The sequence below is a fragment of the Actinomycetota bacterium genome, from assembly GCA_030650795.1.
Lineage (GTDB): Bacteria > Actinomycetota > Actinomycetes > S36-B12 > S36-B12 > UBA11398.
The window spans coordinates 34,319-60,872 of record JAUSDJ010000006.1 but is presented as its reverse complement, the minus strand read 5'-3'; the positions used below and the strand labels follow the sequence as shown (position 1 = coordinate 60,872).

Annotated in this window: 25 protein-coding genes and 1 tRNA gene; 12 read left to right on the top strand and 14 right to left on the bottom strand. The window is 58.7% G+C overall.

All coding sequences use genetic code 11. The features are described from left to right. Positions 1-68: 68 nt before the first annotated feature. The gene (locus Q7L55_02670; protein ID MDO8731463.1) at positions 69-1,619 is read right to left on the bottom strand and encodes a serine hydrolase; all 1,551 of its coding nucleotides are present in this window, start codon (positions 1,617-1,619) and stop codon (positions 69-71) included. Between the two features lie 157 nt (positions 1,620-1,776). Further along, on the bottom strand, positions 1,777-3,639 hold the full coding sequence (locus tag Q7L55_02665; GenBank protein ID MDO8731462.1) for a hypothetical protein: 1,863 nt from the start codon (positions 3,637-3,639) through the stop codon (positions 1,777-1,779). Between the two features lie 233 nt (positions 3,640-3,872). On the opposite strand from Q7L55_02665, the gene Q7L55_02660 reads away from it, so the two are divergent. The 3 genes from Q7L55_02660 to Q7L55_02650 all read left to right on the top strand — a co-directional run bounded on the left by Q7L55_02660 (position 3,873) and on the right by Q7L55_02650 (position 5,834). Further along, a complete protein-coding gene (locus Q7L55_02660) occupies positions 3,873-5,099 on the top strand; it encodes a tyrosine-type recombinase/integrase (protein MDO8731461.1) in 1,227 nt (408 codons plus the stop codon). Between the two features lie 65 nt (positions 5,100-5,164). Next, positions 5,165-5,536, top strand: a complete 372-nt coding sequence (locus Q7L55_02655; GenBank protein MDO8731460.1) for a type II toxin-antitoxin system RelE/ParE family toxin — start codon at positions 5,165-5,167, stop codon at positions 5,534-5,536. Further along, on the top strand, positions 5,529-5,834 hold the full coding sequence (locus Q7L55_02650) for a helix-turn-helix transcriptional regulator (protein MDO8731459.1): 306 nt from the start codon (positions 5,529-5,531) through the stop codon (positions 5,832-5,834). Before Q7L55_02655 ends, Q7L55_02650 begins: the two co-directional genes overlap by 8 nt. Positions 5,835-5,869: 35 nt before the next feature. Here the strand turns inward: Q7L55_02650 and Q7L55_02645 are convergent, their stop codons facing one another. Next, the gene (locus tag Q7L55_02645; GenBank protein MDO8731458.1) at positions 5,870-6,280 is read right to left on the bottom strand and encodes a helix-turn-helix transcriptional regulator; all 411 of its coding nucleotides are present in this window, start codon (positions 6,278-6,280) and stop codon (positions 5,870-5,872) included. Positions 6,281-6,496: 216 nt separating this feature from the next. Between Q7L55_02645 and Q7L55_02640 the strand changes: the two genes are divergently transcribed. After that, complete coding sequence (locus Q7L55_02640; GenBank protein ID MDO8731457.1) at positions 6,497-7,051, top strand: type IV toxin-antitoxin system AbiEi family antitoxin domain-containing protein; 555 nt, start codon at positions 6,497-6,499, stop codon at positions 7,049-7,051. A 104-nt stretch (positions 7,052-7,155) separates the two neighbouring features. On the opposite strand, the gene Q7L55_02635 is transcribed toward Q7L55_02640, so the two are convergent. The 3 genes from Q7L55_02635 to Q7L55_02625 all read right to left on the bottom strand — a co-directional run bounded on the left by Q7L55_02635 (position 7,156) and on the right by Q7L55_02625 (position 11,264). After that, positions 7,156-7,368 carry a helix-turn-helix domain-containing protein gene (locus tag Q7L55_02635; GenBank protein MDO8731456.1) on the bottom strand — a complete coding sequence of 71 codons (213 nt, stop codon included), beginning with the start codon at positions 7,366-7,368 and terminating at the stop codon, positions 7,156-7,158. Beyond that, positions 7,365-7,661 carry a hypothetical protein gene (locus tag Q7L55_02630; GenBank protein ID MDO8731455.1) on the bottom strand — a complete coding sequence of 99 codons (297 nt, stop codon included), beginning with the start codon at positions 7,659-7,661 and terminating at the stop codon, positions 7,365-7,367. The genes Q7L55_02635 and Q7L55_02630 overlap by 4 nt, the downstream gene beginning before the upstream one ends. 618 nt (positions 7,662-8,279) lie before the next feature. Beyond that, entirely contained in the window at positions 8,280-11,264 is a 2,985-nt protein-coding gene (locus tag Q7L55_02625; protein ID MDO8731454.1) for a type I restriction endonuclease, read from the bottom strand. A 149-nt stretch (positions 11,265-11,413) separates the two neighbouring features. On the opposite strand from Q7L55_02625, the gene Q7L55_02620 reads away from it, so the two are divergent. Both Q7L55_02620 and Q7L55_02615 read left to right on the top strand, forming a co-directional pair. Then, positions 11,414-13,021 (top strand): SAM-dependent methyltransferase, encoded by a 1,608-nt coding sequence (locus Q7L55_02620; GenBank protein MDO8731453.1) that lies wholly within the window; start codon positions 11,414-11,416, stop codon positions 13,019-13,021. Positions 13,022-13,647: 626 nt separating this feature from the next. Beyond that, positions 13,648-14,574: a hypothetical protein gene (locus Q7L55_02615; GenBank protein MDO8731452.1), complete on the top strand. Its 927-nt coding sequence runs from the start codon at positions 13,648-13,650 to the stop codon at positions 14,572-14,574. A gap of 149 nt (positions 14,575-14,723) precedes the next feature. On the opposite strand, the gene Q7L55_02610 is transcribed toward Q7L55_02615, so the two are convergent. From Q7L55_02610 to Q7L55_02585, 6 genes are all read right to left on the bottom strand, one after another. Next, a complete protein-coding gene (locus Q7L55_02610; protein ID MDO8731451.1) occupies positions 14,724-15,581 on the bottom strand; it encodes a hypothetical protein in 858 nt (285 codons plus the stop codon). 56 nt (positions 15,582-15,637) lie between these two features. Next, positions 15,638-16,372, bottom strand: coding sequence for a hypothetical protein (locus tag Q7L55_02605; GenBank protein ID MDO8731450.1), 735 nt, complete (start codon positions 16,370-16,372; stop codon positions 15,638-15,640). A 306-nt stretch (positions 16,373-16,678) separates the two neighbouring features. Further along, positions 16,679-16,858: a hypothetical protein gene (locus Q7L55_02600; protein MDO8731449.1), complete on the bottom strand. Its 180-nt coding sequence runs from the start codon at positions 16,856-16,858 to the stop codon at positions 16,679-16,681. Positions 16,859-16,921: 63 nt separating this feature from the next. Beyond that, the gene (locus tag Q7L55_02595) at positions 16,922-17,710 is read right to left on the bottom strand and encodes a hypothetical protein (GenBank protein ID MDO8731448.1); all 789 of its coding nucleotides are present in this window, start codon (positions 17,708-17,710) and stop codon (positions 16,922-16,924) included. Next, positions 17,707-18,813, bottom strand: a complete 1,107-nt coding sequence (locus Q7L55_02590; protein ID MDO8731447.1) for a DUF4062 domain-containing protein — start codon at positions 18,811-18,813, stop codon at positions 17,707-17,709. The genes Q7L55_02595 and Q7L55_02590 overlap by 4 nt, the downstream gene beginning before the upstream one ends. Positions 18,814-19,147: 334 nt before the next feature. Continuing rightward, positions 19,148-19,221, bottom strand: a tRNA-Gly gene (locus Q7L55_02585). Positions 19,222-19,288: 67 nt separating this feature from the next. Here Q7L55_02585 and Q7L55_02580 point away from each other — a divergent pair. Further along, entirely contained in the window at positions 19,289-20,194 is a 906-nt protein-coding gene (locus tag Q7L55_02580; GenBank protein ID MDO8731446.1) for a hypothetical protein, read from the top strand. Here Q7L55_02580 and Q7L55_02575 read toward each other — a convergent pair. Together Q7L55_02575 and Q7L55_02570 are read right to left on the bottom strand one after the other, a co-directional pair. Then, the gene (locus Q7L55_02575; GenBank protein MDO8731445.1) at positions 20,191-20,661 is read right to left on the bottom strand and encodes a hypothetical protein; all 471 of its coding nucleotides are present in this window, start codon (positions 20,659-20,661) and stop codon (positions 20,191-20,193) included. The genes Q7L55_02580 and Q7L55_02575 overlap by 4 nt on opposite strands. 103 nt (positions 20,662-20,764) lie before the next feature. Then, positions 20,765-21,676 (bottom strand): alpha/beta fold hydrolase, encoded by a 912-nt coding sequence (locus Q7L55_02570; GenBank protein MDO8731444.1) that lies wholly within the window; start codon positions 21,674-21,676, stop codon positions 20,765-20,767. 112 nt (positions 21,677-21,788) lie between these two features. On the opposite strand from Q7L55_02570, the gene dcd reads away from it, so the two are divergent. The 5 genes from dcd (at position 21,789) to dnaJ (ending at position 26,553) form a co-directional block, all read left to right on the top strand. Continuing rightward, on the top strand, positions 21,789-22,364 hold the full coding sequence (gene dcd / locus Q7L55_02565) for a dCTP deaminase (protein MDO8731443.1): 576 nt from the start codon (positions 21,789-21,791) through the stop codon (positions 22,362-22,364). Between the two features lie 160 nt (positions 22,365-22,524). After that, on the top strand, positions 22,525-22,824 hold the full coding sequence (locus tag Q7L55_02560) for a hypothetical protein (protein ID MDO8731442.1): 300 nt from the start codon (positions 22,525-22,527) through the stop codon (positions 22,822-22,824). Positions 22,825-23,009: 185 nt separating this feature from the next. Further along, a complete protein-coding gene (gene dnaK / locus Q7L55_02555; GenBank protein ID MDO8731441.1) occupies positions 23,010-24,842 on the top strand; it encodes a molecular chaperone DnaK in 1,833 nt (610 codons plus the stop codon). Then, positions 24,839-25,396: a nucleotide exchange factor GrpE gene (grpE, locus tag Q7L55_02550; protein ID MDO8731440.1), complete on the top strand. Its 558-nt coding sequence runs from the start codon at positions 24,839-24,841 to the stop codon at positions 25,394-25,396. The genes dnaK and grpE overlap by 4 nt, the downstream gene beginning before the upstream one ends. Before the next feature lie 11 nt (positions 25,397-25,407). Continuing rightward, a complete protein-coding gene (dnaJ, locus tag Q7L55_02545) occupies positions 25,408-26,553 on the top strand; it encodes a molecular chaperone DnaJ (protein ID MDO8731439.1) in 1,146 nt (381 codons plus the stop codon). Position 26,554 lies beyond the last annotated feature (1 nt).

The window sequence follows — 26,554 nt, the reverse complement described above, 5'->3', positions numbered from 1 at the left end:
TTTGTATCAAACTCCAACCCGACATCGCTGCACGTCGCGCGCACACCACCCCTTGCGCTGCTAGGTGCTCAAGCGACTCGGGTCAACTGTTCGACATTGCCTGAGCCGAAGCCGAGGTTCAGGCCAGTGACTCGAGTTCTTGTGCCGTAGAAGTCGACGGCGAACTCGTAGGGGAAGTCGCCTGCCCCCATGAGTCCGACGAATTGATCCGCGGTCCAGTGGCGCAGCGAAATCACGACCTTGTTCGGTCCCATGCTTACTCGTAGAGATGTGCCCAATCGAGTTACGGTGACTTTTCCAAAGAAATCATTGCTGTATGTACCGACATAGTTGGACAGTTCGCGATCCGAGCTCGGATTGCTGGGCTGCTTGTCAGCGGTGAACTGCGGGTTCGGGTCGTAGATCGGCCCGAAGGCGGCCTTGGTTACGGCAAACCAATCGCGCGAAACGCTTCCAGTTTGCACGAGATCCATGAAGCTCTCTGCCACGGCTTCGGGCAGACCGATGAGTCCATTTGCTAGCACCACGATGCCGAGTCTGCTTGCGGGCGCCATGATGTAGGTGGTGCCAGCGCCTGCACTGAAGGCACCCGAGTGAGTCAGACGAACCTGACCAGTGCGGTCAACGGAAACAGCCATGCCGGATCCGTACCAACGCGGAATAGTCGCTGCGTCGCCCACTGGTGTCGTGCGGATCTGCGCAGTCTGAGCAGCGGCCAATGCTTTTGGACCAACGATCTGCGCGCCACCGAAGCGGCCGTGGTCCATCTCCATTCGCATCCACTTGGACAGATCGAGCACATTGCTGCTCACCCCACCTGCGGGTGATTGTGCGTCGGCATTGCGCGTGTAAATGGCTTGCCAGGTTCCGTTGATGGGCACATGGAGTGATGTCCGATTGGGATGCGAAATGAATCCGACGTAGGTCGAAGAAGTCGCGGTCATGCCAAGTGGCTTATAGAGGAGGTCCTCAGACAGAGATTCCCACGGCTTATGCGCGGCCGCGGCGACAGCCTCGGCGCCGATGGTCAGGCCGAAGTTCGTGTAGAGATGCTGCAAGCGGAACGGCGACAACGGGAGCGTTGAGATGCGCTGCATGATCTCGCTTCGGTTATAGCCAATGGCCTCGAGCACGTCGCCTGATTGGTAGGGCAGCCCGCTTCGCATCGCATACATGTCGGCGATCGTCGCTGTCTTGGTTACGTATGGATCACGGAGTTTGAAACTGGGCAGGTATTTCATGACGCGGTCCTGCCAGCTTGCGATTCCCTTGCCGACTGCCGCCGCAACGACCGAAGCACCGATCGATTTGGAAACAGAAGCAAGTTGAAAGACTGTGTCGGCGGTAACCGGATCGCTGGTGCCTGCCTTGCGAACGCCAAAGCCCTTCGCATACAACAGTTGATCGCCACGCACCACCGCGATTGCCATGCCAGGAACACCAGTCTTGACTAAGGCATCCGCACCAAGTTGATCGAGCTTGCCTACAGCAGCTGCAATGCGGGCATCAAGTGCGGGATCTGTGCTGCTCGGTTGAGTATCAGCCGATGCTGGCAGAGCTATGGCTCCAAGAATGCACAAGCCTGCGACGGTGGCGATCAGTGTTCGGCTGGTCCGCATTCGCTAACGGTATTGCTCATGATTGCGAGTTGCGAGAGTTGGCCAGGATCGGAATCACCCCCGCGGGTGTGCCTTCTGCTTGAGAGTCAGAGCGCCCTCGTAGACCGACAGGATGCTGCCGTCTTGCATCTTGACTTTCCAAATAGGTGGGTTCGACTCAGGTGCGATGGCGGATCGCCAGCGTGCCGTACTGATCTGGAAGTCCCTTGCTTCTCACCCGAATGGGGTATTTGCCTGGCAGGTCGAAAATCATCGTCGGCAGATTGAGTACCCCTTGGGCCGAAGAGTGACCGCTGCCCACACGCATCCATCGATCATCAATGCGCAACTGCGTGACGTACAGGCTCGACGGGTGGACGTGAGCCCGGGGGATGATCCACATCGTTGTGCTTGATTGAGTGACGGGCGCTGCGGTTGTGGCATGAGTCGTTGCCAGCGGAAGTCGCTGAGGCGGCGTCGACGGAGTCCCACTGTCGACGCGCACGCCTCCGCCCAGTCGCGTGACTGATGAGGCCTTGGGTACCAGTTGCCCAGCTCGCGCAGCGGACTTGTTCGAATTCGCGAGCAGTGTTGCGAGCGTTGCAAAGTTCGGCACGCCCATCCCCGACGTCATGTCGAAACCGGGCATCGCATTCCAGCCAGGGATCCCATTCATCGAGAAGCCAAACAGGTTGTTCGTCCCCTGCGTCACATCATTGAAGGCGATGGCGAATGCCGGGTTGTAGATGACGGAGTGCACATCCATGGGCCCGCCGCCTTGGATGTTGGTGATCGCCGGAAGTTTGCGGGCGCTCAAGTAGGCGTTCACATTGGCCAGGCCGACTGCAACGGCTGGCGTTGCAGCGCTCGTGCCTGCGCCACCACTTGGATTCCATTGCACCTGTCCATTGGGTCCAGGTGCATCCGCGTACATGGCGTAGAAGGGCCAACCGGCCAGGGCTGCAAGGTCGGGAATCATGCGCTGCTGCGGCAGGCTCGGATATGCAGCGGTGGCGGCGGTCTTCTGCTGCGCGAGCATTGGGAACACCGCGCTGACTCCGCCACCGGTCGCTCCCGGCTGCGATCGAACGCCGTTGAGTACGTAGTTTGTGCAGTTGGCGTCTACGGCCCCGTTGGGCAGTGGGGAGGCCGAGTTCCATACCCATGGCGTGGCTGGGACGCCGCTTTGATACTTCGGGAAAGGACCAGTTCCCAGAGATTGGGCCTGGCTGTCCCACTGCGTGCCACCGGCATTGACCACGGCGGGGTCGCTGCCCGGAAACACCGGCGTCAGGGTGCTTGACCCGCCTCCACCCTGCTTCTGGCAACCACCAGGCCCGTTGTCTCCTGCAGGCGTGACGACGATGATGCCGAGATCCTGAAGGTCAGCGAGCATGTCGCTGGCTGCCTGCCATTGCGACGTGAGCACCGTTTGGCCATTCACCACAGCTGTGTCTGCAGATTCGGGATTGCCGTAGCTCGCCGAGATGATGCAGCCGCCAGCGGGGAAGTTGGGCCCGCGCGTGGCCGTGGGCACCCACTGCCCGGCCGCCGGTTCGCTGGAGAAGACGACTCCGCACGCCGTCGCAGCGAGGATAAACATCTGGGCGGTTGAGCCTCCTGTATTGGTAACGACCAGGTTCGCATTCGGCGGCAGCGCTCCGCTCATCACGACGAGGTCGAGATCAGCCTCACCACCGCTGTCGCCGACGCCTGGCGGATAGGCAGGGTCGCTCACAATGGTTGGGTTCATCGCGGGCAGCCCGCACGCCTGCATCGTGGCGTTGACGGATGCCATCTGCGGTGCGCTGTTGGTCTCAGCGATAACGATTGTCTGAGGTGCCGCGCCAGCTCCCACGGCTAGGGGCAGGCCCATGACCGAGGCTGCCATCTGAGGAGAGATCCCCCCGGGTTGGTTGCAGCCTGCAGGGAAGCCTGGAGTGGTGAAGGCGGAGGTGGCCGCGTTCACAGGAGTGAGCAACAAGGTGCTCAAGGCGGTCAACGCGACGATGGCCGACGTGGCCACACGGTGGAGGCGCATCGGCGCAGCGTAAACCCCGCACGCACGCTCGCTGGACGCGTTCAAAATGTGACTGGAGCGGGTGACGGGAATCGAACCCGCACTGTCAGCTTGGGAACGCGTAGACAGTGCGACTTATTATTGTTTGTTTGCAACATGTTTCGGGTGTAGCGTACCCCATTCGTGGAACAACCGTGGATTTGGCCGGGGGCAGGTGATTCGCCTCCCGGTCACGTCCGGTCACTGGAGGTCGCATGGCACAGCGGCGGTCGTTTGGAGGCGTCGAGAAGTTGCCGTCCGGCAGATACCGTGCCCGCTTTCGTATTGATGGCCGGTGGGTGAACGCGCCGACAACCTTCGCCACCAAGACCGAGGCGGCAATCTTCCTGGACTCGGTGCGCACCGATCAGGTGCGCGGTGCGTGGAAGGCGCCGCGCGTCGTGCGGATGACAGTCAATGAGTACGGCCAGAAATGGATCGAGCAGAGGCAAGGGCTGAAGGCGAGTACCCGGGCCGAGTACGAGTCGTGCTGGCGCCTCCACATCGGTCCGTACCTGGGCGACCGCATGCTGGACCGGGTGACGCCAGACATGGTCCGCGACTGGAACGCCCAGATGCGCACGCGGCTGCAGGAAGAGCTCGCCGCAAAGGACGCCGCCCACGCCAGGCGCGAGCAGAGTGCGGCGAAGGGTGCGCGCAAGGACCGGCAGCCACGCCAGCTCACCCAGGCGAGCGTCCGGGACGGGTCGGCGACAGTCGCGCGCGCCTACCGGCTCCTGCACTCGGTCTACGGCACGGCCGTCGAAGACGATCTCGTCACGGCGAACCCGTGCCGCATCAAGGGAGCGTCCTCCCGCAAATCTGCTGAGCGCCCGGTGCTGAGCATCCCCGAGGTACTGGCCTTGGCTAAGGAAGTGCCCGAGCGCTACGAGGCACTCGTCCACCTGCTCGTCTGGTCAGGCCTGCGCATCGGTGAGGCGTCCGCGCTCCAACGACGCGACATCGACCTGACGGCAGGGTTCGCGAGCCTGAGCGTGCGGGAGCGCGTCTACCCGGTCAAGGGCGTACACGACCTCGATACCCCCAAGAGTCGAGCTGGAATCCGGACGATCGCGATCCCACAGATGCTGGCGGCCCAACTCGAGCACCATCTCAAGACGTACACACGCGCTGGGCCCTCAAGCCTGATCTTCACCACCGAGAGCGGCAGCTACATTCGCACAACCTATTACCAGATGCTGCGGCGAGCCCTGAACCGGATCGGCCGACCCGACATGCGCCCGCACGACCTCCGGCACACCGGCATGACCCTTGCCGCCGAGGCGGGCGCCTCCCTGGCCGAGCTCAAGCACCGGCTCGGGCAGTCCACCACCCAGGCGGCAGAGATCTACCTGCACGCCACCGTGGACCATGGACGGCGCATAGCGGATCGCATGGACGAATTGGCGCAGGAGCCCGAGCAACGTCCGGCCCATCACTAGACGGACTGCAGCGAGGCCTTCCGGATGAATACAACACTTGCGCTATATAGCCTAGAAGGTGTAGCGTGACCGCTCGTTGGGAAGTGGAAGTTGACCTTGTCGGGGACTGGCTAGTTTCGCTGGACCAGAAGTCCTACGAACAGGTCATCGCTGCTCTTGAGTTATTAGCCGAACGCGGACCCGGGCTGGGACGGCCTCTGGTCGACTCAGTGGTCGGCTCGCAACACAAGAACATGAAAGAGCTACGGCCGGGATCTAGCGGTCGATCCGAACTCAGGGTGCTGTTCGCATTCGATCCGGATCGCCGCGCGATCCTGCTGATGGCCGGAGACAAGGCTGGGAATTGGCAGAAGTGGTATCGAGTCAACATCCCGCTCGCTGATGCACGCTTGACCGAGCACTTGGACCGACGAGGAAAGGAAGGGCATCATGGCTAAGAGCCTTGAAGATCTGCTGCGCGAGCGCCCTGTGGATCGCGCTGTGGTCGATGCGCACAAGAAGCGCTTGCTCGATGAGGTCCGTGCCTATCGGCTTCGCGAATTGCGCGAGGCATCGAACCTGACCCAGGTTGAACTCGCCTCGCTACTCCATGTCAGTCAAAACCGCGTCTCTCGCATTGAGCATGGAGAGATCGAACGCTCTCAAGTCGATACCCTCCGCAAGTACGTGGAAGCCCTTGGCGGCACGTTGCACGTCGAGGTTGAGTACGGGGACGAGCGCATCCACATCGCGTAGCCATCAGAAGGAAGCTGCGCTCAATCTGATGATGGCTACGCAGAAATGCTCGTCGGAGTCCTGAGCATCTCTAAGTGCCTGGCGAGTTTCTTGGTGTCTGCTACCCGCCCCTCAAGAAGGGCCACAGTGACGGTCTGACGTTCGGCCTTGGACAGCGGCTCCAGAGTTATGCGCATCCCTAGCGCCGCCGCGACTTCAGCAAGCGTGCCCAGGGTGGGATTCGCATGGTCTGACGAGAACAGCCTTCTAATAGCGGCAGGGTCAACTTGGATCGCGCGAGCGAGTTCGGCCTTGGAAAGCCCGGCTGCTTTGCGCGCCTCATCGAGGGCGTTGACGACGAAATCGAGTGTCGCGATCCGCATCGACTCGACTACGTACTCCCGAAGGAACTCGGGGTCCTCAAGATCGTGTGCCAAGTCGTCCCAGAATGCGCGGATGCCATTCATGTCTACCTCCGGCGTAGAGCGTAACATAAAAGATACGCCTACCGCCGGGTCGGATGACGGAGGTCGGTGCGTTAGGAAGCCCGGTTCTGTGGAGGACGACGAGGATCTAGTTGTGTGCGCGGAAACTGCATTGTCCGGAGTTAGTCTTAGAGGCTGGCAGAACAGTACTGATTTCAGTACTGTTCTGCCATAGGCAGCGGGGTAGGAGGTATCACGTTGAGCCACCGAAGCGTGCTGCGTGAAATCGCTGAGACCCAGCATGGCTATGTCACTACCCGCGACGCCGGCGCCCTGGGGGTGCCGGCCGTGGAGTTGCGCAAGCTCACCAGTCGAGGTGCCCTGAAGAACGTGGCCAGAGGGCTGTATCGGTTCCCCGACATACGTCGAGACGCCACCGACGCTTTCGCCGAGGCAGTGTTGAGGGTCGGCCCCGACGCCCATCTCGATTGCGAGTCGGTACTGGCCCTGCTCGATCTCGCACTCGTCGAGCCGTCGCGCATAATCGTCGCCACTCCACATCGCGTTCGACTCGCTGACCCAGCATTCGTCAACGTTATCCAGCGCCGCCTCCCAGTTGAGGAGATCACCGAGTATGACGGGATCCGCGCGACGCGGGTATGGCGCGCGCTCATCGAGGCGCAGGCAACAGTGATGACCGTACGACTTCAGGACGCGCTCGCTGAGGCGCGCCGCAGGGACCTCGTGACGCCACTTGAGGCCCGACGAGTACGCCGTGCCCTGCAGCGAGCGCCGGGGAGAGATACCGCGTAACGACTCGAAACCTTGCGCAAATACGTCGAAGCGCTGGGAGGCACGTTGCGCGTAGAGGTTGAGTACGGAGACGAGCGCATCCAGATCGCCTGGCTCCGACGTCCTCACCGCTGCGCCTTTCGTAACTCGACTGACGGCACGGTCCACTCCTCGACGCAACGCGCAATGTCTATGTCGCGAATCCGGACCAGTCGCCCGACCTTCACGTACGGCAACTGCCGGCTCGAAGTCAGGCGGCGAATCATCCGCGGCGTGACACCTAGGGCATCAGCTGCCTGATCAATGCTCAGCAGTCGCGTGCTCGCCCGTGTACTCATGACAGACCTCCGCGCGAAGTCGGCTTGCTGGTCCGGTTGGCCCAGCGGCTGACGGAGGTTTGGCTGACATCGAGCAGCGCGGAGGCCGTAGCGATCGAGACGCCGGGAATCGCCAGGAGCACCTGCCAAGCGTCGGCCTCGATGCCTGCAGCCGCTGCGATCTCTGCGGCGTGCCGCACCTTGGCTGCGTCGAGTTTCGCATCTGCCCTGCTACGCATCCGACCGTGTCGGACCTGAGCAGCGCGTAGTTCGACCAAGGCCCGGCTGGTCGAAGTCATAAAAGCGTTCTTCATTGGTGATCCCTCCGGTGGGGTGGCTCTAATTGCCGCCGTCACCTACTCAACAGTGCTACCCCCTCGGTACCTCGCAAGTTCGGGCGCGGTCGGTGCCGCGTTGTTGGCAACGGCCGCCAAGGCAATCCAGGCATCAAAGAGAAGCAAGCAAGCATCCGACCAAAGATGCAGCACGAGAAGACGACCAACCAGGCGAGACACCAAGCCAAAGACACGCCCGAATATGAGCTCAAGAACCAAACCGACGAGAACACCTCCCGGGCTGGCATCCCGATGCTCTTGTCCGGTAGTCGGTCACCCTTAGGGCATTGTGATGCCAGCCCGGGAGGTGTTGAGTTGTGTGTGCTTGGTGGGCCTGCTCCTGGATCGTGAAGGTCATGATTGATGAACTTGTAATGGTCATTCCCTGATTGATCTCGGACTCGTTCGTGAGGCTTTTCCATGAGTAATTGGAGTTAATGTTCGCCAAGTTGGAGGCGGATCCCACCTATTCGCGGCAGCAGCAAGCGATCTACGTTCTATCGGTATGCCGAGGAAGTATTCGAGCGCAACTCCATCCGAAGCGCCCTGCCCGCTCCCCGTGTGGACGTCAGGCGATGCAATCTAGACAGTTCGCATTCACAACCCCAGTGAGTCGAGGTCGCTCACGGTCAATTTCCAGCGGGCTAAGAAGAGATCTCGAATGGCTGAGCCACTAGCAGTGATGGCGGCTTGGTGGCGCAGTTGATGGCGGGTAGATATCGACGAAGTCTTCATGTGTAGTGACCGAAGCACCCGCACTTCTCGGGTAACATCATCGTGGAATTTCTTGTCTGCTGCCTTCGCGAAGTCGAGCTTCGGTACCGGAGTGTCGCCGATTACGTCCGTGCCGCGCGAGTAGTAACCACCCCGAAAGACGCTGCCGCGCTTGCGCAGGAAGAACTCGATAGGGGCCTGATCCAGCAATCCAAGAACGAAGTCGAGGCTGTATTCCATGTCCTTCTGGAAGAGCGCAACTTCCCCGCCCGTTCCTCCGGACGCGTAGACAATTCCCGTGACATCGATACCGTACTTGTCGCCCCTCTGGTTATTCGTATAGAAGATCTTCGGGGCAAGATGGGCGTAGCCAATAGCTTGGGATCGTCCGAAACTGTAGAACGCTTTCGATCGTTCATCCGCTGACATATCTCGCTTGTCCAACTCAGCTTTGTTTGCGAGGAAATACTTGTAGGCCAAGGGGTACCTCTTTCGCATCACCTTGGGATCGATAACGGCCCAAGCGGAGGCAGAGCCAGCCCCTCCGCCTAGCTCATATGGGAACAAGATGAGCGAGTCGGCTACCACTTCATGATATGAGTGCACGTTGCGCGAGTCATCAAGGAATGGTCGAGTTATGGCTCTTTCGACCTTCCACGATTTGCCATCGCTGGCAGTCCACTCCACATACCGTCCGACAATGCGAGGCGATTGAATCACGTAGATCTTGCCGCGGCTAGTTTGGATTCCATTGCGTTCTTCCACAATCTCTTCAAGAGGAATCGCATTGGTGTGAATCGCGCTGAGAACCTTTTCCTGACCGGCATTTGTAGGAAGTACCCACGATCCCTGACTTGATGTCGGCAATCGCGCCGCGGAGATTCGGTGAGTCGGTCCAGAATCATCCAGGTATTCGGCCACGGACCGGGGTTCAGAGTAGGTGAAAGTACCCTTGCCTGCCTTCTTGGCGACGATGGTGCAAATGTAGATCGACTTCCCAGGGAATACTTGCACCTCGCGGAAATTGTCCAGCCGTACTAGCGAGAGAGTGCTCCTGAGAAGACTCCGCAATGGCATAGCAGCAACCACAGTCAGCCACTTATTGGGTACAACAACCCCGAGCACACCTCGGGGTTTGAGAATCCTCGATGCAAACTCGATAAAGGCAGAGGACTTGTCGAATTGCTGAAAGGCCGAGTTGTAGTTCTGCTTCAAGTAGTTGAGTTCGACAGGATCGAACTTCTTCATATCCTCAGTCTTCATGTATGGAGGGTTACCAACGACAAGGTCTACGGAGCTTGGGATGGCTGTCGTTGTTAGGTCAAGCGGGTTTGTAAGTTCCTCCTGCGCCTGACTCGCTCCAGGTAGCGCGCGAACGAGTGTGTTGCCACACCAAATGTTGCTATCCAGATTCGGGAGAATACTTCTGGTTCCTGCAGGCGGTAGGGAGGCCTTGCTCTCATCCTGCAGGAGACGAACGAGAAGGCTGAACTTCGCCACTTCAACGGCATTGAAGTCGATGTCGATTCCGTAGAGGTTGCTGAGGAGGCGGCACTTCTCGTCGAATTTGAGGCGGTACTCGTTCGAGCCCGTCTTGACCAGAGTCGCTGAGCCCGGCGGCTGACGAGCTGTCTCGTCTTCAATCAGCCGGTCAAGAACAGAGAGCAGGAATCGTCCGGAGCCAACGGCAAAGTCGAGCGTCTTGGGTTGTGTGCAAGTTGCGTCAAGTGCCGACATTGCTTCGCGGACCGTTTGGTCGACAAGGGGTTGCGGCGTAGTTACCACCTCGCGATGCTCATACTCTCGCTTGGCCTTGAGTACGACGTGAGATCTTCTGGTCTTTCCAGCAGTTGGCACGATTGCCAAGTGCTCGACCAAAGTGGCCTCGTACACCAATCCCAAGAAGGCGGCATCGAGGACTGCGAACGAGAAAGGTGACTGAGGCGAATACAAGTTGGAAACAATCTCCTGCAGGACTTGCTCGCTTACCTGCAAGGACGCATCGCCAGGGCGGGAGGTGAAGAGTCCAGTGTTATATCGCCGATGAAGTCGATTCAGAAGACTGGTGACCTTTGTATGCCCACCCGATACTGCGTCTCGCAGCGTTCGCTCGCCTTCGATTCCGCGGTCCTCACACATACGGACGAAGATGAGTCGATTCAGGATGCGTTGCACGGCGTCATTGAGATCCGTTGCTGCGATGGACTTGTGTCGGGCATACAAGTCTCGGCCAAGCGCCAATCGCCAACCGTTGAAGTGCCTGATGAATTCCTCGCCCACAGGGACCGGCTGCTGCGGCGAAGATCCGCCAAATTGTGCTGTCCACTGCGGTTTTGCGACGGCGCTCCGTGCCAGGATCGCCTGGATTTCGTCGAGTTGCGCGGGGAAATCTGTGTAGTTCCAAGTATACAACCGGCCGGTCGCAGCCAGGTCGCCTACCTGCACTGGAAAGGTGGTGTCGTAGACCACCAGGTCACGAAAATTGGTCAGAATTGCGATCGGGTGACTGCCTGAGTAGCCGTAGCGACGAGCCTGTCGAATGGACTCCATGTGACTCGTGACGTCGACAGACGGCTTCTTGGCCTCAAGAAACAGGACGCGGACGCCGCCAATGCAGAGTGTGTAGTCGGGAAACTTGGTGGACGCGTCCTCCTGTTCTTGGGATTCCTCGCGGCGAACGTCCTTCAGAGCCGGAGTAATGCCAGCGAGGTTCTCAACGTCCCAACCAAGCGCCCTAAGGAGCGGATCGACGAATTCACTGCGTGTGTCCGATTCCTTGTACACGCCTGATTGGTCCGCGTAGTGCGCCTCGTCTGCCTTGAACTTGGCGACTAGCCGTTCAACTTCGTGCTGGATTGCATCGCTCACGCGTTAACCGCTCCTGCCAGGGAATGTCAGAGCCAAGGATCTCTTATGCGCCAATACTGCCCGCCAGAAGGGCTCAACCCGGGGAACTCAGACACGAACTGGCATACAGGTGGCATGAAGCCCGAGCTCTGTCGGACCAGGGTGCGAAGATGGGCGCGATGAAAACGACCGATGACGTTTCTGCCGAGAAGTTGCGGGGCGGGTTTTACAGCCCGGACACGCTTGTTGACGTTTGCCTGGACAGGGTCCTTGAGTTGCTCGACGGCCGAGATTTGGTCAAACTGCTGGAACCGTCGGTTGGGGATGGCGCTTTCATTCGTGGACTGGCGAGGCATCCGGTTGGGCAGCAGGTCTCGTGGGTGACCGCAGTTGAAGTCGTTCCCGAAGAAGCGCTACTGGCCGCCTGTCACCTTGAGCGGGCCGCGCAAGACGGTCGGATTGTCACAGCCAGTGTCCTCGACGAGAGCACGTTGGGCGAATACCACGATGTCGCAGTTGGCAATCCGCCCTTCGTGAGATTTCAGTTCCTTTCGGAAACTGATAGGGCTCACATCGATGGCCTCGGGTCTCACCTGGGCGTGACCTTCACGGGAGTGTCAAACCTGTGGATCCCGGTCTTTCTTGCTGCACTCAGCAATCTGAGAGACGGCGGTGTGTTTTCGTTCATCGTTCCGGCTGAATGTTTTACAGGGTTATCGGGGCGAGTAGTGAGGTCGTGGCTTGCCCAACACGCTACGGGGTTACGCGTGGACTTGTTCCCGCCGAAATCTTTCCCTGGAGTGCTCCAGGAGGTAGTCGTTCTATCCGGACAGGTAGCCCGGGGCACCGCACATGGAGTCAAGGTCTTCGTGTTCGACCATGAGCAGCAGGATTCCTGGAGCCACCTGCTAGATGAATGCGCCCCAACATGGACGGGACTGCTACTTCGGCCCGACCACCTTGAGGCAGTCTCCGCAGCTCTTAGCCTCCCTGGCGTCTTCCGGTTTGGGTCGGTGGCGAAGATGTCCGTCTCCACAGTCACCGGCGCAAACGCGTACTTCTGCATCGATGACGCCACGCGCACTCTGTTCCAACTCGAAGGCTGGACTAGGCCGTTACTGGATCGCGCGCGCCATGCACCGGGCCTCTGCTACTCGGAGTCTGACCAGAGCAGCAATCTCGCCAAGGGTCACCCGGTTTGGCTTCTCGACAGCAGCTTGGCAAAGACTCCAACTCCGGGAGCGCTCGCGTATGTGAGTAACGGTGAAGCGAGTGGGCTCGATACTCGCTACAAGACTCGAATTCGTTCTCCATGGTGGCAGGTGCCAGTGGTGCCACCTGGCACGCTGATGATGTCCAAGCGCTCGAATCGATACCCGCGGCTAATTCACAATGAAGTAAGCGCTGCGACCACCGACACGGTGTACCAGGGTCGTCCGCTAGAGGCATTTGCTGGGCGTGAAAGGGACATCGTCGGTAGCTTTCACAACTCACTCACCCTGTTGACGGCGGAGTTGAACGGACGAAGTTTCGGCGGAGGCGTTCTCGAATTGGTCCCGAGCGAGATCGCTTCGCTCGCGGTCCCTCTAGCAACAATCACCGATGCCAATTTTGCGACTCTTGACTCGATTCTCCGTGGCAGTAGCGCTGACTCCTGCGACTTGGTCGAGTTCACAGACGGAGTTCTGATCGAAGAGCTTGGCCTGGACAGGGATATGTGGCGACTTATCACCGAGGCTCAAGGAGTGCTGGTGCACCGCCGGGTTGCCCGAAACTAGAGACTGCAACCTGCGTACGGGAGCAATCGGTAGTTGCAGGGTGACAATCCGCGTGAGTAGCGCAAGGTCAGCGCTCGTGCTGTTGAAGCTGCCACAGAATTGCACTCGCTGGAGAGCCTTCACGCGGAGAAGCCCCGAGCCCGTTCGCCCAGATGAGAGCGCCTAGTGATTTGGTGCGGTCCAGCATGGCCGCGACTAGCTTGACTGCTTCGCATCAGGAGGAACTGAGTGCTTTAAGGCACGGCGATGGCCCTTTCTTGGCCCTTTCCTTGTCATTCTGGGTGGTTCTCGGTGAGCCCCTGTGCGCGAAGACCCTTTGTTTTCAGGCGTTTTGGCGTGTTTGAGTTTCGCCCAAATCCTCTTTTGATACGAGGCCCACTCACCGAACGGATCCCGAACTGGACGGCATCGAAATTGACCTGACTGGTTGGAGCGCCACAATGAAGCGCGTGAGCGAGATGATGGAGCCAGACTGGGCTGCCTTGCTGGACTCCGGAGACATCAACACCTTCTTGGCACAATTGAACCTGCATGCGGAGATTGGACGGGCTGTAGCTGCACGCCGAGCAACGCGTTCTCGACTTGCAGAAGGACTGAACGCCTGGGTGAACCTTGTGGAAGCTTGCGTGAAACACGACACGGCAATCCTGGCAGCTGAAGATTGGGAAAGGACGCTCGATGGCCTGCCGCCCGAGGAGCAACCCGTCGAGCCCTCTGACGCATATCTCGGAGCATGGCGATCATCTCGGGAAAGCCAGGCAGCGCGTGACATTGAGGACTGGCGCCTCAGTGGCTGGCCACCTGAAGTCTTGCAACCACAGCAACAAATGGACGAAGGACCCGTCCTATTTGCAATTCACAGGTTTTTCGATGCAGCCATCGACCATGCTCGCGCCCTGTGCCTCCTTCTAAACGACCCAGGCACCTCGAGAGCGCCGTTAGTCCTAGCCCGCGTTATTCTCGACGCATCAGCTCACGCTGCATACCTCCTCCAGACCCCAGTCGAACCCACAGAACGTCTTATTCGGACACTCAATGAAACGCTTGCTAGGGCAGGCGAGGACTTCAATGCAGCTCGACGTCAAGCTGATTCCGGCGGAATGGACAAAGCCGAACTTGAGATTTCAGCCATTTTCAGCGCAGTGGAAACGCGCAGCCAAACCAAGTGGAAGCGCGACGGCAGATCCTTGCCAGTCATAGGCGAGCGTGTCAGCACAGCAAGGATGACAACCCAGCTTCTGAAGGGATCTTCCAATTGGAACGTGCTGTCTGGCGTCGTCCACAGCAAGGAAGACGAAGGCTTGCGACTACTCCTAGGTCATTCTCCCGGCTTGGAGAACCCCCATCGCGACAGCTATATCGCACTACATTGCTTTGGTGCCGTCATCGGTGTCACGACCTTCGCCCAGCAACTCAACTCTTACACGGGATGGAATCTCAAACCCGCAATCGACGGGACCAACTTTATCCTCTCCGTGTGGGCTGATGGATGTGGACTTAATGATGCAAAACACCGTGCAGCAGAAATCGCGGCACGTGTGCACAGCATCTAGATCGCTACATGTTGTCGCACGCGAACATGCCGGACGTGTCGGGAGAAGCACACCCAGTCCAATCGCGTGGAGCCGCCTCGGGGATATGAACCTGGGACCAACGTATTGCGAACTCGCCTCTCAATTGCCAAATTCAGAACTTCCCGCAGTCAACGGAACACAGTTGGCCGGTAGGGATCGAACCATCCCATTGTCGGCGACCAATGAATCACTCGTCCGTATGGGAGTCTCAGCATCCAATGATGTGTCACCCAGTTCGGTAGTTGCGGCGCGCGCGTAGGCAGGTCTGCAGAGCCATCATCCAAGGCAAACCACGCCTCGCCCGGCGACCCCATCGTCAAGCCAAGAAAGACATGCCGCTCATCGGCCCCACTCTGTTCAAGCTTGTGTTGCACATCGGCCCATTGAGGTGATTCGAGGGTCGTTTCAACATGGGTGAGCAATGTCTCCCAATGAGAGCCCACTGCAGCTTCCACGCCTTCTAGGAGCAGCAACGCACTGCCTCCACGACTCGACGGCGCTGAGCACAGCCGAACAACACCAATTTCTCTCAGCCGCGCCACTGATTGAGGGCTGGCACTCGAAAGTCGAGGAAATTCAATGACGGACTCCAGATAAACCCGTTCGGATTCCAGCTGAAAAAGTAGCGCGTTGAGTTCCATCTTGACGTTGCGAATCACAGCATGACGCGAGACAGTGACTTGCCAGCTTCGCCAACAATTTGATAGCTCGACAGTGGACGGATAGCCGCCATCTGTCTTCAAGAGAAGCTTCATCGCTGCTTCGTATTTCGGATCTGCGTCGAGTACTACCTCAATCGCCACACTTGGACCGTCATCCAGCAAAAGTAGATCGACGAGGCCGTCTTCGCGACCATCGTCATTAAATGTCACAGCCCTGCCCGTCGCAAGCTCTACGACGCGGACTGCAGCGCCTTCAAGTACATCCTGAATCGAAGGCGGTTTAGAAACACGGACTTGAGGCGCACTTGCTTGATTCCGACTCACGAGACCAGTCTGACGGATTCGTTTGAGTGGAGCACTAGCCGCAGGTAGCTCGTGGACTAGTTGACCCGGCCGGTCGGAAGATCGATGTCTTTGTCAGGAAGAAAAGGCGCCTGGTCTCCTGGCGCAGTAATGAATCGCAGAAATGCCTTGCCCGCATCGGTCGTCTGGCTCTGAAGGGCTCCTGCCGCGCTCATTGCCCCGTGAAGACTGCCGTTCGCGATGAGTCCGCGTGCGGCAAGGTCTCGAGCGAGCTGGTCGTAGAAGCTCTTGTCCCATCCGAAAGTGCTCTCCACCGTGTGACTGTGACTGCTCGACACCATTCCGTCAGTGCCGTTTGGATAGGCGACGGAGGGATCGTGAAGAAGATTGAGTAGACATAGGTGGGAGGGCGTCAGAGCTTCGATGTGAGAAAGCATCATCATCTGTATGTCCTCTTCTGGCGCGCCAGGGAGCAGTCCATTCACGACGGCCGCACGGAGAGCGCGAAGCTTCTCCTCGCGGTGCTCGCCGAGCGCAATGAATGTCGCGCGAGTCACCGTGTCGGCGAACACCTCACTTTCAACAATGGCCTCCGGAGTTAGCCCGTCAGTCTTCTCGATGAGCTCGTCGACGTCCTCTCCTAGCTTCTTGATCCATTCGCTCGCACGCCGGGTCCACCGAACGTTGAGCGCGTGGTCGACGACTGAGCCCGTCAAGCCCCCGACGACCGGAACAGAACTAGCGGCGCCGATCAACGCGACATCGATGAGTTCGATCGCCTTCCCCTTTTCAGGGAACTCTTCTCTAGCCACGTGGCCTCCTGAGGGCACTGCTGAGTTTGCCAGCCTCCCGTGTATGGCCGGGGCCTTGGAGGGGCGGCGCCTTCCACCCACTAAATCCCATTAATCGCATTCTAGGGTTTCCGCTGGTCAGAGTAGGTTTGAAAATGGAGCCGCCTCGGGGATTTGAATCCCGGGCTTACGTTACGAGTAGCAATTTCGCTCTAATGTTCAACGAGCGAAGCAGACAGCGGGCGCCTGAGCTCGTCTTCGGAAAGAACCGGATCTATTGCAAAGAGATCTCATAGGACGTCGGTTCCACCGAGTTCTGCTGACTATCTACTCGGAAATCGTGCGCACGCGCGTCTTCTCGTAGAACACGACTTCTCCTGTGCTGGCGAAATGGACTCCGACGCAATACACGCTTCCAAAGTTCTTGCCTTCGTCGACCACCATGCCGTGCTCATCTCTTCCCTCAACCGCAACGAGACGCCCACTGTGAATTCGTCGATCCTTCATTCCGCGGCCTCCTCGGATTCCGAATATTTGCCTGTTAGACAAGTGGCAGACGCAGATGTTGACTTAGCACCGGCGCGGATCGAGTTTGCCTTGGTATGGGCCGCGCTCCGCTAGATAACGCCGCTGCTTCACTCCCCACGCGTCTTCGATTCTGTCGCCAATGCTGTAGGCGATCTGTCGGGCGACCTCCTCGTCGGGCAGCTCTTCAATCTCGATCTGCCAGAGCAGGTGGCGCTCCGGGCACGGCCTAACGCGGTTTTGAAAGTCTCCTGGCTCAGCCCATCCTTCGCCCAGTGATCCGAGTTCTGCCTGGTATGTGCCACGAATGCCTACGACCAAGTTGTACGGCCCGGCTATTGCGTAACTGGTCTGGACCATTGAGGCCAACCGGAGAGTTGCCCAAACACGAGCAACGGTCGGGCTAAGGGCGATGCGACGAATGGGCACGGCGTCGCGAGTTTCCCTGGTCCAACCGCCGTCAGCTCCGAGGCCCCACTCAACGGCTCCAGACCTGTGGACGGCGACGTATGAACTCCACCGATCATCGTTATAGCGATGTGAGAGCACGAGCGCATGTGCAGATCGGTGTGCTTCTCCGGGAAGCTTGAATCTCATTGCATCCAGATTGATAGCGTCGATTTCGGAAATCCACTGATGAGTAGTTTCCCCAATTGGAAAAGCATCAGCTTCGGGATCAGCAGGCATTAGTAAAACTTGTACGGTCACGTCTGTGAGCCGCATGGCCAAGCCGCTCACTGCAAAATCCTCACGCGCTTCTGAGTCCAACGCGAAGGTCAGTAGCGAGCGTTGCCACCGTGCCCTCAAGAGTTCACGTTCCTGAATGTTGGTCATGACCGAAACTGCCGTCGCAGCTGAACAGTGAGGTCGTCGGCGATCTGCACAGATTCATGCGACAAAGCCGCTCGTCTCCTCAATGGGGGATTGAGATTCACGATGGCTCCCTGGCTGGCACCAGTGCTAAGTGTCGCGCTGTTGGGATTCGCCAACTGCTCAGTCCGTGTCCGCCATGGAACGTAACTCGCGCCGACCAGCGAAGTCGCAAGAACGACATGACTTAGACGGGAAGCCGGGTCAATACGGTCAAGCACAACGGCGAAGAACTTCAGAGTCCTCTGGATGCTTTCGTGTATGTCCTCTTCAATAATCGAGGGTATTCCAGTCCTACCGCTGTGGGACGCGAGCACAGGCTGGCGAACAAGCATGTTCCCGCCCTCGTCCAGCCTCACCATTCGCGATACTGCTGACTGTCGCAGTTCGATGGCTTCGCCCATCCTGGTGACTTCTGTCCCATCTGCGATAGCAAGGATCGAGTGTTGCCCCGTTAGGGCTTCGGCAACGAGAAACTGGCTCAAGCCATTGGACTCCAGTTCGCTGGGTCGCAGGACCGCTCTTCGCGGGCCGGACGAGACAGCCAGTTCGAGTGTGGGGTGAAATGGCCGAAGCCGATTCTCAAGCAAGCTGCTCGCCGTTGCAATCATCTGCGTTTCATCAGGCGATCCCGATTCGATCGCGAGAACATGTTCATGCAACGCTCGGGTCACGGCGTCTCGGAGTCCCTCCGTACTCCCAAAAGGTGCTGTGAGACTGCCTCGTTCCCACGCCTGAACCTCTTCAATAAACGCGGCCTGTTTAGGTTCAGGCGACCCACCTTGCTGGATGAACACCAGAAGTGGTCGACTGTCTCGCGCCTCCCTATACTCCTCGTGCGTGGCGGACAAACCTGCGAGCTGCACGGCTCCGTAACGCTCGCCAATGATGAGAATCACAACATCGGCAGCCCGGATTCCTGCCAAGCATGCGGCCTGTGCAGATCCGACAATTGCTGGGTAGTCCTCTACGCGCACCGGAATATGTCCGAGAGCTGCGACGGCGGTCGCCACCGCGTCTCTTTCTGCCTCGAAGCCGCTGATCACGGAACTCACAAAGACCTTCACGAGACAATCCTGTCCCACCAAACTGACATAGCGGCAGGAGGCACGGGTTTCTGCGGTTCATGCAAGCAAATCGCTTCTGGAGTGTGCTGGCGTGCGCACAGGATGACGGGCGCGGAGGCCGACGAGCTGCGGCGCGCAGTTTGGGGCTCGCGGCCCCGTCAAAGTGGCAGGTCTCAGAGATAGCGAACTCGCTGGATGTGACCAGGTCGCCGCTCTCATTTCGTGGAACTAGCGTGGAACAACGTGGGGTATTTTGGGGTAATTCCGGGTCACCGGGGGTCAGTCGAGTATTCGTCAGAAGTAGCAAAACCTCTTACGCTGCAAGGCTTTTCGATGGAGCGGGTGACGGGAATCGAACCCGCACTGTCAGCTTGGGAAGCTGATGTTCTGCCATTGAACTACACCCGCGAGACGCAGTTGCGCGGATATGAGCGTACCTGCATTGAGCGGCACTAGGTTGGCGCGGTGCATTCCAATGAGCGGGGTTCAAGTGAGTGATCAGCAGTTGTCGCCCACAGTTTCGCGTGCTCTGTGGGCTGCCGCGGAACCCTTTGCCCTCTTTGGGCTGGCTGCTCCGGAAGCGCACGAAGCTATGGCGAATCTGGGCATGCCGCGGCAATCGAATTTCCTGGCCCTCCGTGGAGCTCCCTTGGGGAAGGCCGAGCCTGCAGTTCTGGCCGCTGCATTCCATGGATTCCCACGTTCCCGTTTCGAGATTCACCTGACACCGATTTGGCAGACGATCGAACCGTCAGATGTCGTCGATGGAACGCACGCAGTCATCCCCGTCATGATGAATCGAGTTTTTGGGGATTCTGTTGATCGAGCCGAGTTGGCGCGCCAAGCTGCGCTGCTCACGGATCTTGCGCAGACCCTTGACACTGCTGGTCGCCCACTTGCAGCAGCGAACCAAGCGGTGACCTCACCGGACGATCCTTGGGCCAAGCTCTGGCGGGCATGGACGACTCTTCGCGAATTTCGTGGCGACACTCATGTCGCGGAACTCGTTGCGCACGATGTAACGGTGATTGAGGCACAGGTGCTGGGCGCATTGTGGAAGGGGGATGCACTGGACGTGGAGATGCTGCGAAACACGAGAAAACTTGACGACGAGGTTTGGCAACGCGGAGTTGCGTCACTTCAAGCGCGCGGCTTGATTGATAGTGATGGTGCGTTGACTGAAGCGGGTGCCGCTTTGCGCGAAGAGATCGAACTTCGCACCGACATCGGCTGCCTGCGTGCTTGGTCGCAGCTGTCGACAGCAGATCTAGAAGCCGTCTATTCCTTCACCCTTGGCCTGAGTGAGGTGCTGGTTGCCGGCGATCACATGCGAGCACGCACTGCGGTAGGAGCGCCCTGGCCTGCGCCAGGGCTTGGCTAGTTTCCAGCGAATTGATGGATATGGCGTCCGAGTTCGTCGAACTTCGAGAGTTGCCCGTCAAGATCTGACTTAGCACTTAAGGCTTCAAACAGTGAAAGTTTCGGCTGCAGAATTGGTTGAAATTTTTCCAGCCCTGCCATCGCTCGGTCGTACGTTGAGTCGAAGGCCCGTGCGGCCGCGCTGGCAGCTGCCTTCCGTCTAAGGACGGGTGCGTTCTTTGCTTCAAGCCGGGCTGTTAACCGCGTCTTGGCTTGCAGCGCAAGCAATTCACGATCAACTTGGGTTTGCAGCGCGTTCATCTCTTTTCGTTCAGAGATGCTGAGTCGATCGCCGTATTCCTTGAAGTAGGAATCCAGTTGCGTGATCATCGATGTGCGAAAGGCCGCCACTTCAGCTGGCAGATTGGCAGCGATTGACGAACTAGAAGCCGCCACTGGAGCTGGCGTCGTGATAAGCGACTCGCTCATGGCAATGGCCAGGCTCACTACGGCCGTCCCGAACACTCGTCTTGACACCAGACTTTGACGTGTCATCTGGCGCTTGGTTCCGTGAGTGTTCTCGTGTCTTGCACTACTTGCTTGCGCGCTTCTTTGCAAAGTCGATGATGCCTGACCACATCAACTCGCGTCCGTGAGCCAGATTATGGAAGTGGTAGGAGCCGCTCAGGATTGATGTGACGACTTCAGGCGCGTCAGAATAGAGTTCAGCCTCGCCATAGGGATCCAGCAAGGTGTCGAACTCACCAAAGCCGAGATACACAGGTACCCGAACGCTCTTTGATGCAGGCACGCACCAGCCCGGTTGGTTGACTTCATCGCCGGCCGGGATGACGCGGGTAGTCGCGATTGACCTGTTCGCGTCGATCAATTTCTGCGGCGCATCGAATCCGAGGTTGGTCACGGAGATGCGCGCACGGTCGCCAGGAGTATTGAGAGCTCGAATCGATCCGTCCTGGTAGACGACGGCCAGTTGGATGCTGCTCCAACCAAGCACAACTAGCGCAGCGAAATCGTCATAGCGGTATTGCTGAGTCAACAACATTCCGGAGCCAAAGGAATGGCCAACTCCAACGAAGGGCTTGCCCACGAATTCGGGCCGAGCCTTGAACGCGACAACGGCCTCGTGCATGCGATCGGCAAGGAAGTTTGCGGTCGTGATTTCCGGCTCCTCGGGCATGTGGGTGCTGTCACCAACGCCGATGTGGTCGGCAGTGATCACCGTGATGCCCCGACGCGCAAAGTAGCGCGCGAAACTGAAGGAGTCAGTTTCGGCTCCCTCAACCTTGAAATCGAAGTAGTTCCGCGAGCAACCGCCGCATGGCAGGCACCAGATGACTATTGGGGATTCGATGCCGACAGGCTCATATTGATTCATGACGATTTCCAAACCTGCGCCGTTCACAAATCGCTGTTCGGTTACGTGGATCTGGTCAACAGTGGGCGGCAATTCGTGCACTGCCAAGCCCATCGTCTCGAACGTCATCGGCCTGTCCTCCCGTTTTTTTCGACAAACTAGCGGGCTTGCTGGCATTTGGTGACGCGAACTGGATACCGCCGTCTGTGAACCGCAGATGTTTGATCGGTAGCCTCGTCCCATGCTGCTATCTGATGGAGATATTCGGGCCGAGCTGGAGAGCGGGCGCGTCGCCGTGGAGCCGTTCAGCGAGGCGATGATCCAGCCCTCGAGCATCGATGTTCGGCTGGATCGCTGGTTCCGGGTGTTTGAGAATCACAAGTACTCCGTGATTGACCCGCGAATGGAACAGCCGGATCTGACCCGACTCCTGGAACCCGAGGGTGATGAAGGATTCATTCTGCATCCGGGCGAGTTCGTGCTTGGTTCCACATACGAGATCGTCAGCCTGCCCGATGACATCGCGGGGCGACTTGAAGGCAAGTCATCTCTTGGCCGCCTGGGTCTGCTGACCCACTCCACGGCTGGCTTCATCGATCCAGGGTTTTCAGGGCACGTCACTCTGGAACTCTCAAACGTCGCGAATCTTCCGATCGTGCTGTACCCGGGCATGAAGATCGGTCAGTTGTGTCTGTTCAGGTTGTCCAGTCCGGCAGAACACCCATACGGATCAGAGAAGTACGGCTCTCGCTACCAGGGTCAGCGTGGACCGACACCAAGCAAGTCCTACGCGAACTTCCACCGCACCCAAGTCTGATCTGAGCCCTGGTGGCAGCACGTCAGAAATTGCAACTCGGAATCGAGCTTGGTACTAAAAGGGTTTTCGCCTCTGCGCTGGAATTCCTGGGTGAGCTCGTTCGGCTAAGTCGGAGGAAGTTGCGGTCGAATCGCTGCTCGACTCCACTCGCCGATACTCCTTGATTGCGCGCCGAGCGGGGATTGAGATTCCGCAATTCGTCGGCGTGGACATCATTGAGCGAGTGCCGGGCAACAGCACAACCGACTTTGGCGCCCCCGACAAGGCCTTTGCCATCGAAGAACTGAGCCCCTCGTCGACTCAGGCCAAGCGCTCAGCTGTACTTCTGGAGGCCTGCCAATCGGCATTCGCGGATGCCATGGCACTGGGCCGACGAGCTTGGACAGAGCGCTATCGAACTCGGCGTCGCCCCTGGCATCTGACCGATCACCTTTGGGAGATCCAAGACCGCACCGTGTGATGTGATCCAGATCATAAGATTCTGTAATCACCTCGGGAATCAACCCTAAGTGCAGACAGTTACACATATATGAGTCGTTTAGACTCAAGTCTTGTGCCAAATGACTTGCCGTAGAGCGAGATGAGGCCCAAACTGGACGCAATGACCGCCCGATTCAACCGGAACAGCAGAAGGAGTACGACAACATGGCCCGTGCAGTGGGTATTGACCTGGGAACGACCAACTCTGTCGTCTCAGTACTTGAAGGCGGAGAACCCGTCGTAATTGCAAATGCCGAAGGCGCCCGGACGACTCCGTCCGTCGTGGCCTTCGCCAAGAACGGTGAAGTCCTGGTCGGCGAGGTCGCCAAGCGCCAGGCCGTGACCAACGTTGACCGCACTGTGCGCTCGGTGAAGCGCCACATGGGCACCAACTGGACTGTTGACATTGATGGCAAGGCCTACACCGCTCAAGAGATCAGTGCTCGCACCCTGATGAAGTTGAAGCGTGATGCAGAGGCCTACCTCGGGGAGAACGTCACCGACGCCGTCATCACGGTGCCTGCCTACTTCAGCGATGCCGAGCGCCAGGCAACCAAGGAGGCTGGCGAGATCGCCGGTCTCAATGTCCTGCGCATCATCAACGAGCCGACTTCGGCTGCTTTGGCATACGGCCTGGACAAGGGTGATGTGGAGCAGACGATTCTGGTCTTTGACCTCGGTGGTGGCACCTTTGACGTGTCGCTCCTGGAGATCGGCGATGGCGTTGTCGAGGTGAAGGCCACGAGTGGTGACAACCACCTCGGTGGTGACGATTGGGACAACAAAGTTGTCGACTGGTTGGTCACGCAGTTCAAGAACGCGCACGGCGTTGACCTGTCCAAGGACAAGATGGCCATGCAGCGTCTACGCGAAGCTGCTGAGAAGGCGAAGATTGAGCTCTCGAGTTCGATGAACAGTTCAATCAACCTGCCATACATCACTGCCAGCGCCGAGGGCCCGCTTCACCTCGAAGAGAGCATCTCTCGCTCGCAGTTCGAGCAGTTGACAGCTGATCTGCTGGAGCGCACTAAGGCCCCCTTCAGTTCTGTACTCAAGGACGCCGGCATCACGATCGACAAGATCGATCAGGTAGTCCTTGTTGGTGGATCCACGCGTATGCCGGCAGTGAGCGATTTGGTGAAGTCCGAAACCGGCAAGGAGCCGCACAAGGGCGTGAACCCCGATGAGGTCGTCGCAATCGGAGCTGCTCTCCAGGCGGGCGTACTCAAGGGCGAGGTCAAGGATGTGTTGCTCCTCGACGTCACTCCTCTTTCACTTGGTATCGAAACCAAGGGTGGAGTCATGACGAAGTTGATCGAACGCAACACCACAATTCCGACCAAGCGTTCAGAGACCTTCACAACCGCTGAAGACAACCAACCTTCGGTTCTCATTCAGGTCTACCAGGGTGAGCGCGAGATGGCGGCGTACAACAAGCGCCTTGGCACCTTCGAGCTCACAGGCCTGCCTCCTGCACCTCGTGGCATCCCGCAGATTGAGGTCACGTTCGATATCGATGCCAACGGCATCGTGCACGTCTCAGCGAAGGATCGCGCCACCAGCAAGGAGCAGTCGATGACGATCTCCGGTGGTTCGGCTCTGAGCAAGGACGACATCGATCGGATGATGCGCGACGCGGAGGCACACGCTGACGAAGACAAGCAGCGCCGCGAAGAGGCAGACGTCCTCAACACTGCTGAGTCACTCGTGTACCAGACAGAGAAGTTCCTGGCAGACAACGCTGACAAGCTCCCGGCGGATGCCCGTTCGAATGTCGACGGACCATTGGACGAGTTGAAGAAGGCTATTGCTGCCAACGACTTCGCGGCCATGCGTGAGGCAACGGACAAGGTTGCCCAGGCCAGCCAGGCTCTTGGTGCTGCGATGTACGAGGAGGCGGCAGCCGCAGGTGCAGCCGAGGGCGGCGCCGACGCTTCAGCTGAGTCCGATGAGGATGTTGTCGATGCCGAGATCGTCGATGAGGACGAGACCAAGTGAGCGACGAAGAGTCTGAGGACACCGGCGTACGCATCACCGATAAGCGCCGCATCGATCCTGACACCTTCGAGGTGCGCCAACCTTCAGAGGTTGGCGCACCCGACGAAGGTGGGATTGTTGAAGGCGAGTTCGGTGAAGTCGAGGCAAAGGTCGCAGAGTTGACGAGCGATCTGCAGCGGGTGCATGCGGAGTATGCGAATTACCGTAAGCGGGTGGATCGTGATCGCGAACTCATACGCGAGACGGCGATCGGAACAGTCTTTGCGGCATTGTTGCCGGTGCTTGATTCAGTTGATCAAGCACGCGAGCATGGTGATCTTGAGGGTGCGTTCAAGAGCGTCGGTGAATCACTGCAAAGCACTTGCGCCAAACTCGGCCTCGAGGCATTCGGAGCAGCCCAAGAGCCATTCGATCCGACTGTGCACGAAGCATTGACGAGCGTCAGTGATGAAGTTGTCACTGAACCGACCGTCACCGCTGTGTATCAGCCCGGATACCGCTTTGCTGGACGCATATTGCGCCCAGCTCGGGTCGCCGTTGCTGGGACCGACTAAAGGGAAGTTTTGTGAATAAGGATTGGCTTGAGAAGGACTTCTATGCCTCCTTGGGCGTGGCAAAAGACGCCACACCTGACGAGATCAAGAAGAAGTACCGCAAGCTGGCCCGACAACATCATCCAGACAAGAACCCTGGCGACGCCAAGGCTGAGGAGAAGTTCAAGGAAGTCTCCGAGGCATACGACGTGCTTTCCGATGTCGAAAAGCGCAAGGAATACAACGAGGCGCGCACGGCTTTCGCATCGGGAGGATTCGGGCGGCAAGGCGGCGGCCCTCCTCGTGGGGCAACGTCCAATGTCAACATGGAAGACCTCTTTGGCGGCAATGACGGCGGCTTTGGCGATCTGCTCGGTGGCATCTTCAATCGCGGTCGCGGAGGTCGTTCCAGCCAACCTCGTCGCGGGGCAGATCTTGAGAGCAATCTGAATCTGTCTTTTGACGATTCCCTTGATGGTGTGACGGTTCCGTTACGACTCAGCACTGAGGCCGCTTGCGAAACCTGTCGAGGCACCGGTGCCCGCCCCGGCACGAGCGCACACACGTGCATGGAGTGTCAGGGCAGCGGTCAGGTCGCACGCAATGCGGGCGGCTTTGCCTTTGCCGAAACCTGCCCAAGCTGTCGCGGTCGCGGCCAGGTGATTGATGATCCATGCCCGAGCTGCCACGGGTCAGGCACCGGAACCAAATCCCGCACGGTGCAAGTACGCATGCCGGCCGGTGTGAAAGATGGCTCACGGATTCGCGTTGCTGGCAAAGGTGGAAGCGGAGAGCGCGGCGGACCTTCAGGAGATCTCTATGTGCAAGTGCACGTCACTCCGCACGCACTGTTCGCCCGTAAGGACGACAACATTGCTTTCACTGTGCCCGTGACATTTGTTGAAGCGGCGCTGGGTGCACACATCACGGTTCCCACTCCTCGCGATGGCAACGTCACGCTGAAGATTCCGGCCGGCACTACAACAGGTCGTACATTTCGTGTGAAGGGAAAGGGAATAGCACGCAGGGACAATAGCCGCGGCGATGTCCTTGTGACTGTCGAAGTGTTGGTGCCGCAGAAACTCAGCGCTTCGGCGAAAGCGGCCTTGGAGTCCTACGCCGAAGCCACCGCTGACCTTGATCCGCGAGCGGGTCTGATGAACCTGGCCGGGCAGTGAC

What these genes read in the sequence shown, in the direction of transcription:
- Q7L55_02630 (MDO8731455.1), bottom strand. Translation starts at nt 7,661, where the DNA reads ATGAAGAACGCTTTTATGACTTCGACCAGCCGGGCCTTGGTCGAACTA.
- Q7L55_02600 (MDO8731449.1), bottom strand. Translation starts at nt 16,858, where the DNA reads ATGAAGGATCGACGAATTCACAGTGGGCGTCTCGTTGCGGTTGAGGGA.
- Q7L55_02575 (MDO8731445.1), bottom strand. Translation starts at nt 20,661, where the DNA reads ATGAGCGAGTCGCTTATCACGACGCCAGCTCCAGTGGCGGCTTCTAGT.
- Q7L55_02595 (MDO8731448.1), bottom strand. Translation starts at nt 17,710, where the DNA reads ATGACCAACATTCAGGAACGTGAACTCTTGAGGGCACGGTGGCAACGC.
- dnaK (MDO8731441.1), top strand. Translation starts at nt 23,010, where the DNA reads ATGGCCCGTGCAGTGGGTATTGACCTGGGAACGACCAACTCTGTCGTC.
- Q7L55_02650 (MDO8731459.1), top strand. Translation starts at nt 5,529, where the DNA reads ATGGCTAAGAGCCTTGAAGATCTGCTGCGCGAGCGCCCTGTGGATCGC.
- Q7L55_02635 (MDO8731456.1), bottom strand. Translation starts at nt 7,368, where the DNA reads ATGAGTACACGGGCGAGCACGCGACTGCTGAGCATTGATCAGGCAGCT.
- Q7L55_02570 (MDO8731444.1), bottom strand. Translation starts at nt 21,676, where the DNA reads ATGACGTTCGAGACGATGGGCTTGGCAGTGCACGAATTGCCGCCCACT.
- Q7L55_02660 (MDO8731461.1), top strand. Translation starts at nt 3,873, where the DNA reads ATGGCACAGCGGCGGTCGTTTGGAGGCGTCGAGAAGTTGCCGTCCGGC.
- Q7L55_02670 (MDO8731463.1), bottom strand. Translation starts at nt 1,619, where the DNA reads ATGCGGACCAGCCGAACACTGATCGCCACCGTCGCAGGCTTGTGCATT.
- Q7L55_02665 (MDO8731462.1), bottom strand. Translation starts at nt 3,639, where the DNA reads ATGCGCCTCCACCGTGTGGCCACGTCGGCCATCGTCGCGTTGACCGCC.
- dcd (MDO8731443.1), top strand. Translation starts at nt 21,789, where the DNA reads ATGCTGCTATCTGATGGAGATATTCGGGCCGAGCTGGAGAGCGGGCGC.
- Q7L55_02620 (MDO8731453.1), top strand. Translation starts at nt 11,414, where the DNA reads ATGGGCGCGATGAAAACGACCGATGACGTTTCTGCCGAGAAGTTGCGG.
- Q7L55_02580 (MDO8731446.1), top strand. Translation starts at nt 19,289, where the DNA reads ATGAGCGGGGTTCAAGTGAGTGATCAGCAGTTGTCGCCCACAGTTTCG.
- Q7L55_02645 (MDO8731458.1), bottom strand. Translation starts at nt 6,280, where the DNA reads ATGAATGGCATCCGCGCATTCTGGGACGACTTGGCACACGATCTTGAG.